Genomic DNA, 15,103 nt, shown 5'->3' with positions numbered 1-15,103 from the left:
ACCTGCGGGTTTTGCTGGTCCACGACGGTTACTACGGAGCGGTGCGCCCGGCGGTTCACAATTCACCGTTGGACGGCATGGCGAGGGGTCTGGAGCGGTTCGCGCCTTCCGTACCGTTGGACGTGTGTGGACGTCTCCACACGTCCACTTCAGCCGGAGGAACCCATGCGCCGCGGACTGGTGCTCGTCCTGGTGTTGGCGCTGTTGTTCGGGACGCCGTGGGCCGCGCTGGTCGCGGTCGGCCCGGACTGGCCGACACCGGTCTTCGCCCTCGGCACGGCCCTGTTCGCGGTGGCGCTGGTCGGGTTCCCCTTCCTCATGATGAGGGGCCACGGGCGGCGGCACGCGGACTGGGCGGCCAAGATCGCCGACACGACGCTCGGCGCCGTCTGGGTGCTGTTCGTGTGGACGCTGCTCGGCCTGCTGCTGCGGCCCGTGCTGGCGCTGGCGGGCGTGGAGAACCCCGACCGGGCGCGGATCGCCGTCGTGGTGACGCTCGTGGTCGTGGCGGCGCTCCTCGTCTACGGGTACGTCGAGGCGATGCGGGTGCCGAGGGTCCGGACGACCGAGGTGGTGCTCCCCCGGCTCGGGCGCGGGCTCGACGGGCTGCGGGTCGTGGTCATCACCGACACCCACTACGGGCCGCTGGAGCGGACGAGGTGGTCCGAGGGCCTCGCCGCGAAGATCAACGAGCTGGACGCCGACGTCGTCTGCCACACCGGCGACCTGGCGGACGGCATGGTGGAGCAGCGCCGGGGGCAGGTCGCCGCGCTGGGCACCGTGCGGGCGTCCACGGCCAAGCTCTACATCACCGGCAACCACGAGTACTACAACGAGGCACAGGGCTGGCTCGACCACATGGAGAGCCTCGGCTGGGACCCGATGCACAACCGGCACCGCGTCGTCGAGCGCGGCGGCGACCGGCTGGTGTTCGCGGGCGTCGACGACCCCACCGGGACGGGGTCCACGCTGACCGGTCACGGGCCGGACATCGCCGCCGCGCTGGCGGGCACGAACCCCGACGACCCGGTCGTGCTGCTGGCCCACCAGCCCAAGCAGGTGCCCGCCGCCGTCGAGGCCGGGGTGGACCTCCAGTTGTCCGGCCACACGCACGGCGGGCAGATCTGGCCGTTCCACTACCTGGTCCTGACCGACCAGCCCGTGCTTCAGGGCCTGAGCAGGCACGGCGACCGCACGCAGCTCTACACGAGCCGCGGCTCCGGTTTCTGGGGTCCGCCGTTCCGGGTCTTCGCGCCGAGCGAGATCAGCGTCCTGGTGCTGCGATCAGGCCGATGAGCTGGTAGACGAGGCCGTCGGACAGCGCCGAGGTGAACAGGTCGGCGCCGTGGGGCATGCCCATCTCCGCCGTCACGGCCGCCACCTCCGCCGTCGGGTTCGCGTACGGCCAGAGGCCCGCCACGAGCACGAGGACGGCTCCGGCGAAGTGGGTGGCCCGCTCCTCGCCCAGCGCGGGGAGTTCGCGGACCAGCAGCCCCGCCAGGCGGGCGGTGTTGTCGACGGCCCGGCGCTTGAAGACCCTGGCGAACTCGTGGGAGATGTTGCGCTCCAGCACCCCGCCCATCGTGCTCATCAGCTCGCACAGGAGCCGCCTGCCGATCAGGGACGCGGCGATGGCCCGCGCCACCGCCGTCTCCGTCGCGTACTCGCCCGGTTCCACGACGAGGGCGCGCAGCTCGACGTCGACGTCGTCCAGCCAGGCCCGCCAGGTGACGTCCAGGACCTCAAGGAAGATCGCTTCCCGGCTGTCGAAGTAGCGCATGACGTTCGACTTCGCCAGGCCCACCCGCGCGCTCAGCTCGCGGAGGCTGATGTCCGCCACCGGGCGTTCCGCGAGCATCGCCGAGGCGGCGTCCAGGATGGCCTCTCGCCTGGCCTGGACCTGCTCCGGTCGGCGAGCCCGTTGGAAGGTCACGATCGGAATTTAGCAGTCGCCCGGTCGTCCGACGGGTCGTCCGAGCGGCGCTGGTGGAATGCTGTCCCGGTGGCGTTCGAGGACTTGGCGCACCTGCGGCGGGCCCGCGACCTGATGGACCGGGAGTACGCGCGGCCGCTGGACGTGCCCACGATGGCGAGGGCGGCGCTGATGTCGTCCGCCCACTTCTCCCGGCGGTTCCGGGCCGAGTACGGGGAGACGCCCTACAACTACCTCATGACCCGGCGGATCGAACGGGCCATGGCGCTGCTGCGGCGCGGGGACCTGAGCGTGACGGAGGTGTGCGTCGAGGTCGGCTGCACGTCGCTCGGGTCGTTCAGCTCCCGGTTCACCGAGCTGGTCGGCGAGACGCCCAGCGCCTACCGGACCCGCGACCACACGGCCGCGGCCCCGGTTCCCGCCTGCTACTCCAAGACCATGACGAGACCGAGCAGGATCTGAGAAGCGCGAACCCGTGGTCCCGACCTACGTTCTCAGGCATGGACCTCAAGCTCTCGCACACCTTCATCCCCGTTCACGACCAGGACGAGGCGCTCGTGTTCTACCGCGACGTGCTCGGCCTGGAGCTGCGCGTCGACCAGCCCTTCGACCAGTACCGCTGGCTCTCCGTCGGGCCGTCCGAGCAGCCGGACGTGGAGATCGTCCTGGAGGCGGTCGGCATGGGCCGCCCGGAGAAGGACGCCGAGTCGATGCGCGGGCTGCTCGCCAAGGGCTCGCTGAGCACCGTCATCTTCACCACCACCGACCTCGACGGGACGTTCGAGAAGATCCGGGCGTCCGGCGCCGAGGTCATGCAGGAGCCCATCGACCAGCCGTACGGGGTGCGGGACTGCGCGTTCCGCGACCCGTCCGGCAACTCGATCCGCTTCTCCAGCCGTAGCTGACCGCTACTCGCCGATGGTGAGCATCCCCTCCGGCAGTCCGGCGACCTCGACGGACAGCCAGAGGGGGCGCCAGTCCGGCAGCTCGTGGTAGCGGCGCAGCTCGGCCACGCCGCCCAGCCAGCCCGCCCACGCGCCGAAGTCGGGCTCGTCGAAGCCGCTCTGCACGAACGTCAGCCTGGTGCCGCCGTTCGACTCGGCCAGCTCCCAGGTGTCGACGACGCCGTCGCCGCCGTCCCACGCGAGCTGGACGCGGCGGCCGGGGTCGAGGTCGAGGATCTTGGCCGGGTTGTCCTCCAGGTCGAAGCCGCCCATGGCGAACCGGCCGCCGACGTGCGGCTCGATGTCGACCTTGGCGCCGAACCACCTGCTGAAGGCGACCGGGTCGACCAGCGACGCGTACACCTCCTCGGGGGAGGCGTCGACGAACAGCTCGGCCCTCAGGTCGGTGGACGTGAAGTCGCACTTCGGGGTGAGGTCGCGGCCCTCGACGTGGTCGACCAGGTTCACGATCGACAGCGCCCAGAACGTGTGCAGCACGCCAAGCGGGCTGGTGCCCGCCATGACGACCTCCCAGTCCGGGAAGTGCGACTGCGTCAGCGTCACGGTGGTGGTGTCCGCGGTCTCCTCGGCGAGCGCGATCTCCACGGTGGTGTCCTCGCCGCCGATCAGCCACGAGAACCGCAGCGTGCGGTCGTCGACGTGCAGCAGGCGCTGGTGGGGCGCGTCGCCCTCCGGCGTGTAGCGGCCCCAGAACTCGAACGTCCCCGGCAGCTCCACCTCGGCGTGCTCGGCCAGCCAGGTGCGCAACGCCGTCGGGTCCGTCAGCGCCGCGCGCACGTCGGACAGGGGCGCCTCGACGCGGGCCGTCATCCTCATCGGGTCAGTCATCACGGTCTCCCTTCGGGTAGCAGGCGACGGCGAGCTTGAACGCGTCGCCCTCCGCGCCGCCGTAGCGGGTGAACAGGTCGCGCAGCACGGTCTTCAGGTCGTCCAGGAACTCCTGGCGCTGGTCAGGCCGGACCCTGATCTCCCCCGACACGCCGATGGACGGCAACTCGGGGGCGGTCCGGTCCAGGTCGGCGATGTCCGCCTGCACCTCTTCCACGAGGGTCAGCAGGTGGCCGAGGCTCAGCTCGTCCTGCGCCCGGCGCGGGCCGAGCACGCCGACCAGGCGGGGCGACAGCCAGTACGAGCGGGCTGCCGCCTGGTAGACGCCCTCCTGGACGCCGCGCACCTTGCGCTCGGACACCTGGGTCACCAGACCGGCTTCGACCAGGCGTTTTACGTGGTAGTAGACCCGTTGCGGGGTCTGGGCGAGCTGCCCGGCCACCTCGCCGCACGAGTGCGGCTCGGCGAGCTGCCGCAGCACTTCCACGCGCTGCGGCTTGAGCAGGGTCTCGGCCTGCTCCAGCCGATCCAGGTACAGGACGTCTCTCATCGCAAAAACCAGTTTGTACATAAAAATAAGACTTGTCAATGCGGCCGACCGGGTCGTCGGCCAAGCTCTGCCCCATGACCGTCGAACGACTGCTCCCCGTCAACGGGGTCGAGCTGTGCGTCCGGACCTCCGGCGACCCGGCCGACCCCGCGGTGCTGCTGATCGCGGGGTCGAACAGCTCGCTGACGTCCTGGCCCGACGAGTTCTGCGCCCGGCTGACCGGCAGGCACGTGATCCGCTACGACCACCGCGACACCGGCCGGTCGGTCACCTACCCGCCGGGCGAACCGGGCTACGGGTTCCCCGAGCTGGTCGGGGACGCCGTCGGTGTGCTGGACGCGCTGGGCGTGGCCTCCGCGCACGTCGTGGGCCTCTCGATGGGCGGCGGCATCGCCCAGGTCGTGGCCGTGGACCACCCGGACCGGGTCACCACGCTCACGCTGATCGCGACCAGCCCCGCCGCGCCCGGCGCGGGCGACCTCCCGGGCCTCTCACCGGAGGCGCTGGAGTACTTCACCACCCTGTCCCAGCCCGACTGGTCGGACCGCGCGTCGGTGGTCGAGCACTTCGTGGGCGTGCAGCGCTGGTTCACGGTCGGCGAGTTCGACGAGGACGCCGTGCGGGCCGCGATCGAGCACGACCACGACCGGACGTCGAGCTTCCAGTCGGCCGGCAACCACGACCTGCTGCACGGCGGCCCGGACTGGGAGGGGCGCTTGGAGGCCGTCACCGCTCCGACCCTCGTCCTGCACGGCGACCGGGACCCGCTCTTCGCCCTTCCCCACGCCGACGCGCTGGTGGACCTCATCCCGGACGCCACCCTGGTCGTCCTGCGCGGTGTCGGCCACGAGCTGCCCAAGTCGTCGTGGGACGTCGTCGTGCCCGCGATCCTGGATCACACCGAGGTCTGAGCCGCCTTGCGCGGTGGCCGGGCGGCCTCCGGCCACCGCGCGAGCACGCGGTCCCGCAACGTCCGCGCGAGCCGCGCCGTGCCCGCGAGTTCGGCTTCGGTCAGCGACCCGACCACGCCCAGCCGGTGGGCGAACCGGGCCCGCGCGCCGACGAAACCCCACTTCCAGTCCTCGCGCAGCAGCCTGCCGAGGTGGTCGCGGCCGTCCCGGTGGGCGCGTTCGACCAGCGCGTCACCCCGCAGCAGCCAGCCGACGCAGTGCTCGGCGACCGTGCCCGTCACGTCCGGGCGCAGCGCGCGGTACGCGGCCTCCGCCGCGGCCAGCCGGTCCGCGGGCACGACGTTGAGGTTCCAGCACGTCGGGAACCCGATCCGCAGGTACGCCAGCTCGGTGAGCCCGTTGCCCAACGCCGCGTGCTCGAAGTCGAGGAACCACGTCCGCCCGTCGACGGGCAGCGCGTTGCCGACGCACGGGTCGCCGTGGACGAGCTGGTGCCCGCCCGCGAGCCGCCGCGGCAGCGGGTCGAGCTCGTCGTCCGGGGTGGTCAGGCCGAAGTCGGCGCACAGCGCCCGGAACGCGGCCAGGTCGGCGTCGGTGGGCACGTCCGCGGCGGGCAGCGCGCCCGCGTCGGCCGCCGTCGTGACCTGGTGCAGGCGGGCGAGGCCCTCGGCGTAGACGACCCAGTCCGGCATCGTGCGGTGGCGGACCGGCAGGCGTTGCAGCACCACGACCCGCCGGTCCGGGTCGGCCGCAAGCACCGTCGGCGCGAGCTGCGGCTCGGCCCGCGCGGCCAGCCGCAGCGCGGTCAGCTCCCGCTCGTACCGCTGTCCCGCGTCCGGGCCGCCGACGGTCTGCTTGACGACGGCGGGCGTGCCGTCGAACTCCGCCGACCAGACCCGCGAGCGCGGGCTGCTGGCGATCCCCCGCACCTTCCGGGGCTTGCCGAGCACCTGGTCGTCGATCGGGATCCGCCGCCACATCGACCTCACCCTAGGGTGGTCGGGTGGACGTCGAGCGCGGGGCGCGGGTGGTCGAGGGGTTCGAGTCGTTCTTCGCGGACGATCGTCCCGAGGAATCGGTGCTGGACCTGTTCCGGCGCGTGGCGGCGACCGTGCCCGCGTACCGGAAGTTCCTGGCGGAGCACGACGTCGACCCCGCGTCCGTCGTGACGATGGACGACTTCCGCGCGCTGCCGATGATCGACAAGGAGAGCTACCACCGCCGCTACCCCCTGCCCGAGCTGTGCCGCGACGGGCGGCTGGACGGGTGCGACGTGATCGCCGTGTCCTCCGGCTCCAGCGGGCGGCCGACGGTGTGGCCGCGGTCGCTGGTCGACGAGCTGGCCATCGCCCGCCGGTTCGAGCAGGTCTTCCGCGACGGCTTCCAGGCCCACGAGCGCAGCACGCTGGCCGTGGTCTGCTTCCCGCTGGGCACGTGGGTCGGCGGGCTGTTCACGCTGGCCTGCACGCGGCACCTGGCGGCGAAGGGCTACCCGATCACCGTCGTCGCGCCGGGCAACAACAAGGCCGAGATCCTGCGGGTGCTGCCGGAGCTGGCCGACCACTTCGACCAGGTCGTGCTGCTGGGCTACCCGCCGTTCGTGAAGGACGTCGTCGACACCGGCGTGGCGGCCGGGTTCGATTGGTCGCGGCACGCCGTGAAGCTGGTGCTGGCGGGCGAGGTGTTCAGCGAGGAGTGGCGCGACCTGGTCGGCCGCCGGGCCGGGATGGCCGACCCGGTGCGGGATTCCGCCTCGCTCTACGGCACGGCGGACGCGGGCGTGCTCGGCAACGAGACCCCGCTGTCGGTCTCGATCCGGCGCTTCCTGGCTTCCCGCCCGGACCTGGCGCGGGAGCTGTTCGGCGACTCCCGGCTGCCGACGCTGGTGCAGTACGACCCGGCGAGCCGCTTCTTCGAGGTCGACGGGGGGACCCTGCTGTTCTCCGGCGACAACGGCGTGCCGCTGATCCGCTACCACATCGCCGACGACGGCGGCGTGCTCACGTCCGCGGAGATGCTGGACTTCTGCGCCCGCAACGGTTTCACGCCCGAGGCCGACAACGACCTGCCGTTCGTGTTCGTGTTCGGCCGGTCCCTGTTCACCGTGTCGTTCTTCGGCGCGAACGTCTACCCGGAGAACGTGACCGTCGGCCTGGAGCAGCCGGGGATCAGCGACTGGGTCACCGGCAAGTTCGTGCTGGAGACCGTGGCCGACAGCGACGAGAACACCCGGCTGCGGATCACGGTCGAACTGGCTCCCGACCGGACGGGCGACCCGGCGGTGGTGGCGGACTCGGTGCGGCGGCAGCTCGTGCGGCTCAACAGCGAGTTCGCGCACTACGTCCCCGCCGAACGGCAGACGCCCGAGGTGGTGCTGAAGCCGGCGGGTGACCCGGAGTACTTCCCCATCGGCGTGAAGCACCGCTACACACGCTCGCCGTAGGCCTCCGGTGGAGGGGCCGTGAGCGGTCGAGGGGTGAATCCCGACCGCTCACGGCTTCCCCTACGGAGCTCCCAGTCGTCCCAGGAGTTCCGTGCGCGTGCGCTCGATGTCAGCGCCGAGTTCCAGCACGGGCTTGGCCGTGCCCGCCGACAGCTCCGACTGGGCGACCGTCAGCGATTCCTGGAGGTGGGCGCGGAAGGCGGCGCCCATCTGGTCGTCGAACGCCTTGCCCTGCGCCTTGTCCAGCGCTTCCAGCTCGAGGGCGGTGATCATGCCGGGCATGTCGTGGCCGTCGTGCTGGTCGCTCCTGGTCAGGCCCGCGGCGGTCAGGACCCCGTTGAGCCGCTCCAACTCGGCCCGGTAGCCGCTGTCGACCTGCTGCGCGAGCGCGAGCAGCGACGGGTTCGACCCGGACCGCTTGAGCGTGAGCTGGGCGGCGGCCAGCGCGGACTCGTTCTGCGGGATCGCCAGTTCGACGAACGCCACGTCGGTCGGCGTCAGCTCACCGGACGGCGGGGTGCTGACGGCGCTCGACACGCCCGCCGGGCCCGCTTCCTCCGCCGTGCCAACACATCCCGCGGCCAGCAGGCAGAGCAGGACCACCGCGCTGAGCCCCCGCATCACGGGTTCCCGTTGTGGCCGCACTTGACGATGCGGTTGATGCAGTCGCGCACCCGCCGCTCCATCTCCGCCGCGGGCCAGCCGTTCATGAAGTCCATGTGGTACGTGTAGCCGGGACCCGAGGAGAGCTTGATCCGCGACGCGTCGACACCGGAGATCGGGAAGTTCACGACCTGGCGGATCTTGGGCAGCGGCACCGGGTGCGTCGGCGGGCACACACCGGGGTGCACCGGGTAGGCCATGTGCGACTTGTGGTCGGCCGAGTCGAGGTTCTTGCCGTCCCAGCACTGCGGGAAGTCCAGGTAGGACTGGAGCTTCGCTCCCGCGGGGCAGCTCACGAAGTCGCTGGACGGGGCCACGTTCGCGCCGTTGCAGTCCCAGCGGGTCCTGGTGCCCTCGGCGCTGGTGGCCTTCGCGTTGCCCGCGATGATCCGCAGGCCCGGCGGGATCGGCTGGATCTGCTTGGTCACCTCGTCGTTCACGCCCTCGCCGAGGTAGTAGAACGTCGACGTGGGCGGGTCGACCGGCTGACCGTCGACCAGCACGGTCGGCGTCCAGTAGGCGGTCTTGTCCTCGACCGGGTTGCACTTGGTGTCGGCCGCCATCAGCGAGTCCGTGTCGGAGTGCGCGTCGGTCGAGGTGTTGCCGAAGAACGTGTGCAGGTGCGAGGCGCCCGCGAGCTTCGGGAAGACGATCGGGTCGTCGGGCAGCCGGTGGCTGAACCCGCACTCCGCGACGAACTCCGCCACGCGCACGGCGTTCGGCGGGATCGGCTTCTGGGTCGGGACCGTCGGGCTGCCCGTCGTGGTGCCGGGAGCCGCGGACGACGTCGTCGTGGTGGTGGTCGTGGGCGCCGCAGTCGTCGACTGCGCGGCCGAGGACGACCCCGTCGGAGCCGGCGGCGTGGTCGGACCGCTCACGGCGCCCGCCTTGCCGTAGACCTCGAACTCCCACAGCGACACGCCGTACTGGCTGGACCGCTTGGTGGCGTGCAGCTTCACGTACCGGCCGGACGCGGAGACGTCGACGGTCTCGACCCCGCCCCTGCTGTCCGCGACGGTGGCGACGGTGGCCCACTTGGCGCCGTCGGCGGACGTCTGGAGGGTGAAGTCCTTGGCGTGGGCGCGTTCCCAGTTCAGCACGACCTTGGAGATGGTCGCGTCGGAGCCGAGGTCGACCTGGATCCACTGCGGGTCCTGGAACGCGCTGGACCAGCGGCTGCCGGTGTCGCCGTCGACGGCGCGGTTGGCGGCGAACGAGCCGCCCTCGATGGAGGACGCGGTCACGGCCTTGCCCTTGGACAGCAGGTCCGGGGGTGGCGGCGCGGTCGCGGCGAAGATCGCGTTGACGGTCACCGCCGAACCCGCGACGACCACGGCGGAGAGCACGGCGATGCGAACTCGCCAGCGCTTGAAGTTCGACGGGGGCAGGACGTGGGTCATGGCTGTCCTTTCGACAGGCACGGGGGAATGCCGGAGGAATGACGTACTTCGGGGGTGTGGAGGGGAAAGCGCAGGGCTCAGCCCGCGTCGCGGTACGCCTCGCCCGCCTGGTTGGGGGTGCCGCCGGGCGCGTAGAGACCGGTGCCGGGCTTCTCCGCGGGGAGGGCGAACCAGGCGTAGCGCTCCACGTACGGGAGGCCTTCCAGCATCGCGCTGGAACCACGTGCGAACGCCGCGAGTTCCTGCTGGCTCGGGTAGCGCGGCGTGCCGCTCGAGAAGTCGATGAGCGCGTACTCGGTCAGCCACACCGGTTTGCCGTACCGGGCGTGGACGGCCTCGACGTAGTTCTTCAGGTGGCCGACGGCCGCGGCGCTGAAGTCCTGGCCGTACCAGTGGATCGGGATGAAGTCGACGCGCAGTCCGCGCTGGGCCGCGCCGGTCATGAACCGGTCGAGCCAGGCGCCTTCCTTGTCACCGCTGTGCCCGACGCTCGGCGCGCCGAGCCGCAGCCCGGTGGCCTGGAGCTTCGGCCACAGGTCGAGCGCGCGTTCCGGCGTCATGTTGGCCTGCTCGGGGAAGTCCGGCTCGTTGAAGCCGAGCAGCACCTTCCCGTTCGCCTTCGCCCGGTCGATGTTGGCCTGGTCCATGGACTTCTCGCCCCAGATCATCGGGACGAACTCCACGCCCTGCGGCGCCGCGACACCCTCGGGCGTCGCGCCCCAGGTGTAGTACCAGCCCGCGCGCACGTCGCCGAGCGCCTTGGTCACGCCGTCGAAGTTCCACGTGCTGACGCCCTTCTTCACCGACGCCACCACGGGTTCGGCCGGGGGCGGCGGGGCGGGGGCGGTCGTCGTGGTCGTGGTCGGCGGCGCGGACGAGCTGGTCTCGGGCGGCGCGACCTCGGCGGGCAGGAGGCTCGTGGGGGCCGGGGCGCTGGCGGACACAGACACGGCCTGCGCCACGGGCTCCTCGCCCGACGGCAGCACGACGGTCACGGCGACACCCGCGGCCAGCACGGCGGCGGCAGCGGCGGCGATCGGCTTGACCAGCGCGCCCTGGAGGAACAGCGCGACCTTGCCGGTGACGACCGGTGCCGTGCCGACCTGGGTGAGGACGGTGGACGTGGTGGTCGCGGCGAGCAGGGGCTGGGAGAACGCGAGCGCGGCCGGCAGCGGCACCAGCGGCAGCCGGGCGATCAGGCCCTCCACGGCGGCGAGGTCGCTCATCACGCGCTCGCACCGGCGGCAGCCGCGGGTGTGGCGGGCGATCCGCTTGCGCCACAGTGCGCTCGGGTCGCCGTCCCAGTCGGTGACGACCTCCGCCAGCTCGGGGCAGCGCGGCTGCTTCTCCAGCGCCCGCACCACGATCCGGGCCGCGTCGAGCTGGCCCTTGACCCGCTGCACCCGCACCGCGGTGTGCTGCGGCGTGAGGTCCAGCGCGTCGGCCACCTCGGTGCGGGTCAGCCGACCGGCCGCCTCCAGCCACCACAGCGACAGCAGTTCGCGCTCGTCCTCGCTGAGCCACCGGGTCGCGGCGACGACCTCGCGGCGCTGGCCGGACAACTGGAGCCGCATGATCGTCAGGTCGACGAAGTCGGCGCCGGGGTCGGCCAGGTCCTCCGGCACCTCACCGGTGACGGGGACGCGCTGGTGGGCGCGGTGGCGTTCGCGGATCTGGTTCATCGCGATCACCACGAGCCACGACCGGAACCCGGCCGGGTCGCGCAGCGAACCCAGCCCGTTCACCGCGCGGAGCATCGTCTCCTGGACGACGTCGTCGGTGTCGGCGTGACCGCCCAGCGCGTGGCCGACGATGTTGTAGACCAGGGGCAGGTACCCGGCGACCAGCTCGTCCAGGGCGCGCTGGTCACCGTCGCGTGCGGCCACCACCGTCACGACACCGGGTTCCACGGGTACCGCCATGCCCACCTCACTCGCCGGGTTTCCAGGTCCTCTGACCAGGAGATGTCCCCGGCGATCGGAGATAACGAGAAAATCTCGCGGACTTTTCCCCCGAGGACCCCGCGGCTCGGTCGGTCAGCGGTTCGCCAGGCCGCTCGACGCCACCACCGTAACCCGTGCGGGCGCCCCCTGAGCTGCACCGAACGGTCTGGCCCAGGCTCAGGCGGGCATCCGGTTGACCGCGTGGTCGCCGGTGGCCCACAGGTGCTGGACGGCGTAGGCGCGCCACGGCGACCACCGCGCCGACCGGCGGACCAGGTCGGCGGGCTTCGTCGGCAGACCGAGCGATTCGGCCGCGAGCTTCACGCCGAGGTCGGTCGCCACGAAGGCGTCCGGGTCGCCGAGCGCGCGCATGGCGATCGTCTCGACGGTCCACGGGCCGATGCCGGGCAGCGCCACGAGTTCGGCCCTGGCCCGCTCCCAGTCGCCGCCGATGCTCAGGTCGAGGTCCGGCAGCGCGGCGACCAGGCCGAGCAGGGTGACCCGGCGGGTGCGCGGCATCGCCAGCGACTCCGGGTCCAGTTCGGCCAGCGCGTCGGTGGTCGGGAACAGGTGGGTCAGGCCGCCGTCGCGGTCGGTGATCGGCTCGCCGTGCGCCGCGACCAGCCGGGCCGCGTGCGTGCGGGCGGCGGCCGTCGACACCTGCTGGCCGAGCACCGCGCGGATCGCGAACTCCTCCGGGTCGGTCGTGCGCGGCACCCGCCTGCCGGGGTCCTTGAGCACCAGCGGCGCGAGCAGCGGATCGGTGCCGAGCTGGTCGTCGACAGCCACCGGGTCGGCGTCCAGGTCGAGCAGCCAGCGGCACCGGCTGATGGCCGTGGCCAGGTCGCGCAGGTCGGTCAGCGCGAGCTTGCAGTCGACGTGCTCCGGTCCCGGCCGCAGCGACGCGATCCCGTGCCCGTGCGGCAGCCGCAGCGTCCGCCGGTACGCGCCGTCGCGCCACTCCTCCACCCCCGGCACACCGGTCGCGACGAGGTGGCCGAACAGGTTGTCCGGGCACAGCGGGCGGCGGAACGGCAGCCGCAGCGAGATCACGCCCGGCGTCTGCTCCCCCGGCTTCCGGGCGCGGGCCCGGAGTTCGCTCGGCGTCAGCGCGTACACCTCGCGGACGGTGTCGTTGAACGTCCGCACGCTGGCGAACCCCGACGCGTGCGCCAGGTCCCCCATCGGCAGCGCGGTGGTCTCGATCAGCAGCCGCGCGGTCTGGGCCCGTTGTGCCCGCGCCAGCGCCAGCGGGCCCGCGCCGAGTTCGGCCAGCAACTGCCGCTCGACCTGCCGGACGCTGTACCCGAGGTGCGCCGCCAGCCCCGGCACACCTTCCCGGTCGACCAGCCCGTCACCGATCAGCCGCGTCGCCCGCGCGACCAGGTCGGCCCGCTCGTTCCACCGCGGCGAGCCCGGCGACGTGTCGGGCCTGCACCGCTTGCACGCCCGGAACCCGGCCTGCTGCGCCGCCGCCGCGCTCGGGTGGAACACCATGTTCTCCACCTTGGGGGGCACCACCGGGCAACTGGGGCGGCAGTAGATCCCGGTGGTCACCACGGCCAGGAAGAACCAGCCGTCGAACCGCTCGTCCTTGGACTGGACGGCGCGGACGCAACGCTCGCGGTCGGTGTGCATGACGACCAGTCTGCGCGAGGTCAGGGGGCATGGCTCGCGAGAAAACGACATGGTGGTCACGCGAGCCCAGCTTCAACCACTCCATTATTCACCGGCGTGTTCCACTGCCCAGGACAGGGCCTTGTCGGCCACCTCTTCCCAGCCAGGCTGGCCGACGGTGTAGTGCGTGCGGCCGGGGAACTCGACGTACTCCGTCACCGACGGGGACTTGCGGTAGCGGTGGACGTTCTCCTTGTTGAGCGCGGGCGGGACGATGTGGTCGGCGCCGCCCGCGATGAGCAGCAGTGGCGCGCGGCGGCGGGTGAAGTCGACCTTCGTCGGGGCCTTGGGGTTGAAGTTCGCGAAGGCGCCCTGGAAGAGCACGCGGGCCGCAGCCGGGACGTGGTACCGGTCGTAGACCTCCCGCGACTCCGCCTCCGTCAGCGAGTTGGTGAACGCGTAGTGGAACTGGGCGGGTGTGAGGGGGACCGCGCGCTTCACGTTGCCGGGGTTGGCGAGCACCGGCGAGGCGGACTTCAGGGTGGACAGCGGCAGGCGCAGGACGCCCTTCACCGGGCCCGAGTCGATGGCGACACCGGCGACGCCAAGGCCGCGGTCGAGCAGCAACTGCGTGAACACGCCGCCGAACGAGTGGCCCATGATGATCGGCGGCTTGTCGAGCGCGCGGATGACCTTCTCGTAGTGGTCGACGATCTCCTCGATCCCCAGGCCCTCCAGCGGCGAGGGGTCCTGGCGGAGGGCTTCGACGCCGCCCTCGAGGCCGGGCCACGACGGGGCGATCACGGTGAACCCGAGGCCTTCGAAGCGCTCGATCCACTTCTCCCAGCTCAGCGGGGTCATCCACAGGCCGTGGACCAGGACGATCGTGTCGGCTTCCGCGGTCGGGCGGATGGTTTCGGCACTCATGGCTGGCGCTCCCGTTAACCTTCATGAAACAGAACGTTCTGTTTCGTCTGGACGTGAAGGTAGACCCGTCGCGACCACGTCGTCAAGCCAAGACGAGACAGAACGTTCTGTTATCCTGATCTCATGGGCACCAGCACCACCGGCCGCCGCTCAGCGGCACGCGAACGCCTGCTGGAGACGGCGGGCCGGGTCTTCTACGCCAGGGGGATCAACGGGATCAGCGTCGACGAGGTCATCGTCGAGGCGGACGTCAGCCGGGCCACCTTCTACCGCTACTTCCCCGGCAAGGACGACCTGGTCCGCGCCTACCTCCAGGAGGAGGACCGGTCCATCCGCGCACGGGTCGGGGAGGCGGCGAGAACGGCGGAGGACCCCGCCGACGCGCTGCGGCTGCTCGTCGTCGGCCTGGAGGGCCAGATCTGCGGGCCCGGTTTCCGCGGCTGCCCGTTCATCAACGCGGCGGCCGAGTACCCGGACTCCGCGCACCCCGTTCGGGAAGTCGTGGCGGAGCACCGCACCTGGTTCATAAACGCTGTTACCGAACTCGTCCGGGCCATTGGGCATCCCAATCCCGAACGGGCGGCGCGCGCGGTGGTCATGCTGCGCGACGGTGCGATGGTGGGCGGTTATCTGGACGACCCGAAAGCGACCGGCGACAGCCTCGCGCTCGCGGTCGACGCGGTCGTCGGGAACGGCCGATAAGTCGCCGGGGCCGCTGCGGGAACACGGGGGTTCCCACAGCGGACACTCCGGCGTTCACCGCGCGGTGGCCAGACGGGCCAACCGCGCCAACGGGATGTCGACCCGTCCACGGGTCCGCGAATCCAGGACGAGCCGGAGCACCGGGCACACCCGAGCTCCGTCGGCGGTGGGTAGGACCGCCGCAGGACCGAGCGGCCTCCGGTCAGGTGGCCGCACCGTGC

At 71.9% G+C, this 15,103-nt stretch carries 15 protein-coding genes; 6 read left to right on the top strand and 9 right to left on the bottom strand.

Annotated elements, in window-relative coordinates; all coding sequences use genetic code 11:
• The first annotated feature begins 165 nt into the window (after positions 1-165).
• Positions 166-1,296, top strand: coding sequence for a metallophosphoesterase (locus NZH93_RS19450; RefSeq protein ID WP_259624530.1), 1,131 nt, complete (start codon positions 166-168; stop codon positions 1,294-1,296).
• On the opposite strand, the gene NZH93_RS19445 is transcribed toward NZH93_RS19450, so the two are convergent.
• The gene (locus tag NZH93_RS19445; RefSeq protein ID WP_259624529.1) at positions 1,265-1,933 is read right to left on the bottom strand and encodes a TetR/AcrR family transcriptional regulator; all 669 of its coding nucleotides are present in this window, start codon (positions 1,931-1,933) and stop codon (positions 1,265-1,267) included. The two genes, NZH93_RS19450 and NZH93_RS19445, sit on opposite strands and share 32 nt — an antisense overlap.
• A gap of 114 nt (positions 1,934-2,047) precedes the next feature.
• On the opposite strand from NZH93_RS19445, the gene NZH93_RS19440 reads away from it, so the two are divergent.
• Positions 2,048-2,395, top strand: coding sequence for a helix-turn-helix transcriptional regulator (locus tag NZH93_RS19440; RefSeq protein WP_276023764.1), 348 nt, complete (start codon positions 2,048-2,050; stop codon positions 2,393-2,395).
• A 38-nt stretch (positions 2,396-2,433) separates the two neighbouring features.
• The gene (locus NZH93_RS19435; protein ID WP_259624527.1) at positions 2,434-2,838 is read left to right on the top strand and encodes a VOC family protein; all 405 of its coding nucleotides are present in this window, start codon (positions 2,434-2,436) and stop codon (positions 2,836-2,838) included.
• A gap of 3 nt (positions 2,839-2,841) precedes the next feature.
• On the opposite strand, the gene NZH93_RS19430 is transcribed toward NZH93_RS19435, so the two are convergent.
• Positions 2,842-3,726, bottom strand: a complete 885-nt coding sequence (locus tag NZH93_RS19430) for an SRPBCC family protein (RefSeq protein WP_259624526.1) — start codon at positions 3,724-3,726, stop codon at positions 2,842-2,844.
• Positions 3,719-4,276, bottom strand: coding sequence for a helix-turn-helix domain-containing protein (locus tag NZH93_RS19425; protein ID WP_259624525.1), 558 nt, complete (start codon positions 4,274-4,276; stop codon positions 3,719-3,721). Before NZH93_RS19425 ends, NZH93_RS19430 begins: the two co-directional genes overlap by 8 nt.
• Positions 4,277-4,350: 74 nt before the next feature.
• Here NZH93_RS19425 and NZH93_RS19420 point away from each other — a divergent pair, with 74 nt between their 5' ends.
• Complete coding sequence (locus tag NZH93_RS19420; protein WP_259624524.1) at positions 4,351-5,187, top strand: alpha/beta fold hydrolase; 837 nt, start codon at positions 4,351-4,353, stop codon at positions 5,185-5,187.
• On the opposite strand, the gene NZH93_RS19415 is transcribed toward NZH93_RS19420, so the two are convergent.
• Positions 5,172-6,167, bottom strand: a complete 996-nt coding sequence (locus NZH93_RS19415) for a hypothetical protein (protein ID WP_259624523.1) — start codon at positions 6,165-6,167, stop codon at positions 5,172-5,174. The two genes, NZH93_RS19420 and NZH93_RS19415, sit on opposite strands and share 16 nt — an antisense overlap.
• A 23-nt stretch (positions 6,168-6,190) precedes the next feature.
• Here NZH93_RS19415 and NZH93_RS19410 point away from each other — a divergent pair, with 23 nt between their 5' ends.
• Positions 6,191-7,630 carry a phenylacetate--CoA ligase family protein gene (locus NZH93_RS19410; protein ID WP_259624522.1) on the top strand — a complete coding sequence of 480 codons (1,440 nt, stop codon included), beginning with the start codon at positions 6,191-6,193 and terminating at the stop codon, positions 7,628-7,630.
• A gap of 60 nt (positions 7,631-7,690) precedes the next feature.
• Here the strand turns inward: NZH93_RS19410 and NZH93_RS19405 are convergent, their stop codons facing one another.
• The 5 genes from NZH93_RS19405 to NZH93_RS19385 all read right to left on the bottom strand — a co-directional run bounded on the left by NZH93_RS19405 (position 7,691) and on the right by NZH93_RS19385 (position 14,180).
• Positions 7,691-8,251 (bottom strand): DUF305 domain-containing protein, encoded by a 561-nt coding sequence (locus NZH93_RS19405; RefSeq protein ID WP_259624521.1) that lies wholly within the window; start codon positions 8,249-8,251, stop codon positions 7,691-7,693.
• A complete protein-coding gene (locus tag NZH93_RS19400; protein WP_259624520.1) occupies positions 8,251-9,693 on the bottom strand; it encodes a DUF1996 domain-containing protein in 1,443 nt (480 codons plus the stop codon). The genes NZH93_RS19405 and NZH93_RS19400 overlap by 1 nt, the downstream gene beginning before the upstream one ends.
• Positions 9,694-9,770: 77 nt before the next feature.
• Positions 9,771-11,615: a sigma-70 family RNA polymerase sigma factor gene (locus NZH93_RS19395; RefSeq protein WP_259624519.1), complete on the bottom strand. Its 1,845-nt coding sequence runs from the start codon at positions 11,613-11,615 to the stop codon at positions 9,771-9,773.
• Between the two features lie 198 nt (positions 11,616-11,813).
• Complete coding sequence (locus NZH93_RS19390) at positions 11,814-13,274, bottom strand: AlkA N-terminal domain-containing protein (protein ID WP_259624518.1); 1,461 nt, start codon at positions 13,272-13,274, stop codon at positions 11,814-11,816.
• 84 nt (positions 13,275-13,358) lie between these two features.
• Positions 13,359-14,180, bottom strand: a complete 822-nt coding sequence (locus NZH93_RS19385; protein ID WP_259624517.1) for an alpha/beta hydrolase — start codon at positions 14,178-14,180, stop codon at positions 13,359-13,361.
• Positions 14,181-14,303: 123 nt separating this feature from the next.
• Between NZH93_RS19385 and NZH93_RS19380 the strand changes: the two genes are divergently transcribed.
• Positions 14,304-14,882: a TetR/AcrR family transcriptional regulator gene (locus NZH93_RS19380; RefSeq protein ID WP_259624516.1), complete on the top strand. Its 579-nt coding sequence runs from the start codon at positions 14,304-14,306 to the stop codon at positions 14,880-14,882.
• Positions 14,883-15,103: the final 221 nt, after the last annotated feature.

The sequence above is a fragment of the Umezawaea endophytica genome, assembly GCF_025061645.1.
Classification (GTDB): Bacteria; Actinomycetota; Actinomycetes; order Mycobacteriales; family Pseudonocardiaceae; genus Umezawaea; species Umezawaea endophytica.
The sequence above is the reverse complement of the archived record's forward strand: the minus strand, read 5'-3'. Positions and strand labels throughout refer to the sequence as shown.

Coding starts and splice junctions, on each gene's coding strand:
- NZH93_RS19400 (WP_259624520.1), bottom strand. CDS start 9,693: ATGACCCACGTCCTGCCCCCGTCGAACTTCAAGCGCTGGCGAGTTCGC.
- NZH93_RS19435 (WP_259624527.1), top strand. CDS start 2,434: ATGGACCTCAAGCTCTCGCACACCTTCATCCCCGTTCACGACCAGGAC.
- NZH93_RS19425 (WP_259624525.1), bottom strand. CDS start 4,276: ATGAGAGACGTCCTGTACCTGGATCGGCTGGAGCAGGCCGAGACCCTG.
- NZH93_RS19440 (WP_276023764.1), top strand. CDS start 2,048: ATGGACCGGGAGTACGCGCGGCCGCTGGACGTGCCCACGATGGCGAGG.
- NZH93_RS19430 (WP_259624526.1), bottom strand. CDS start 3,726: ATGACTGACCCGATGAGGATGACGGCCCGCGTCGAGGCGCCCCTGTCC.
- NZH93_RS19380 (WP_259624516.1), top strand. CDS start 14,304: ATGGGCACCAGCACCACCGGCCGCCGCTCAGCGGCACGCGAACGCCTG.
- NZH93_RS19395 (WP_259624519.1), bottom strand. CDS start 11,615: ATGGCGGTACCCGTGGAACCCGGTGTCGTGACGGTGGTGGCCGCACGC.
- NZH93_RS19385 (WP_259624517.1), bottom strand. CDS start 14,180: ATGAGTGCCGAAACCATCCGCCCGACCGCGGAAGCCGACACGATCGTC.
- NZH93_RS19450 (WP_259624530.1), top strand. CDS start 166: ATGCGCCGCGGACTGGTGCTCGTCCTGGTGTTGGCGCTGTTGTTCGGG.
- NZH93_RS19415 (WP_259624523.1), bottom strand. CDS start 6,167: ATGTGGCGGCGGATCCCGATCGACGACCAGGTGCTCGGCAAGCCCCGG.
- NZH93_RS19390 (WP_259624518.1), bottom strand. CDS start 13,274: ATGCACACCGACCGCGAGCGTTGCGTCCGCGCCGTCCAGTCCAAGGAC.
- NZH93_RS19405 (WP_259624521.1), bottom strand. CDS start 8,251: ATGCGGGGGCTCAGCGCGGTGGTCCTGCTCTGCCTGCTGGCCGCGGGA.
- NZH93_RS19420 (WP_259624524.1), top strand. CDS start 4,351: ATGACCGTCGAACGACTGCTCCCCGTCAACGGGGTCGAGCTGTGCGTC.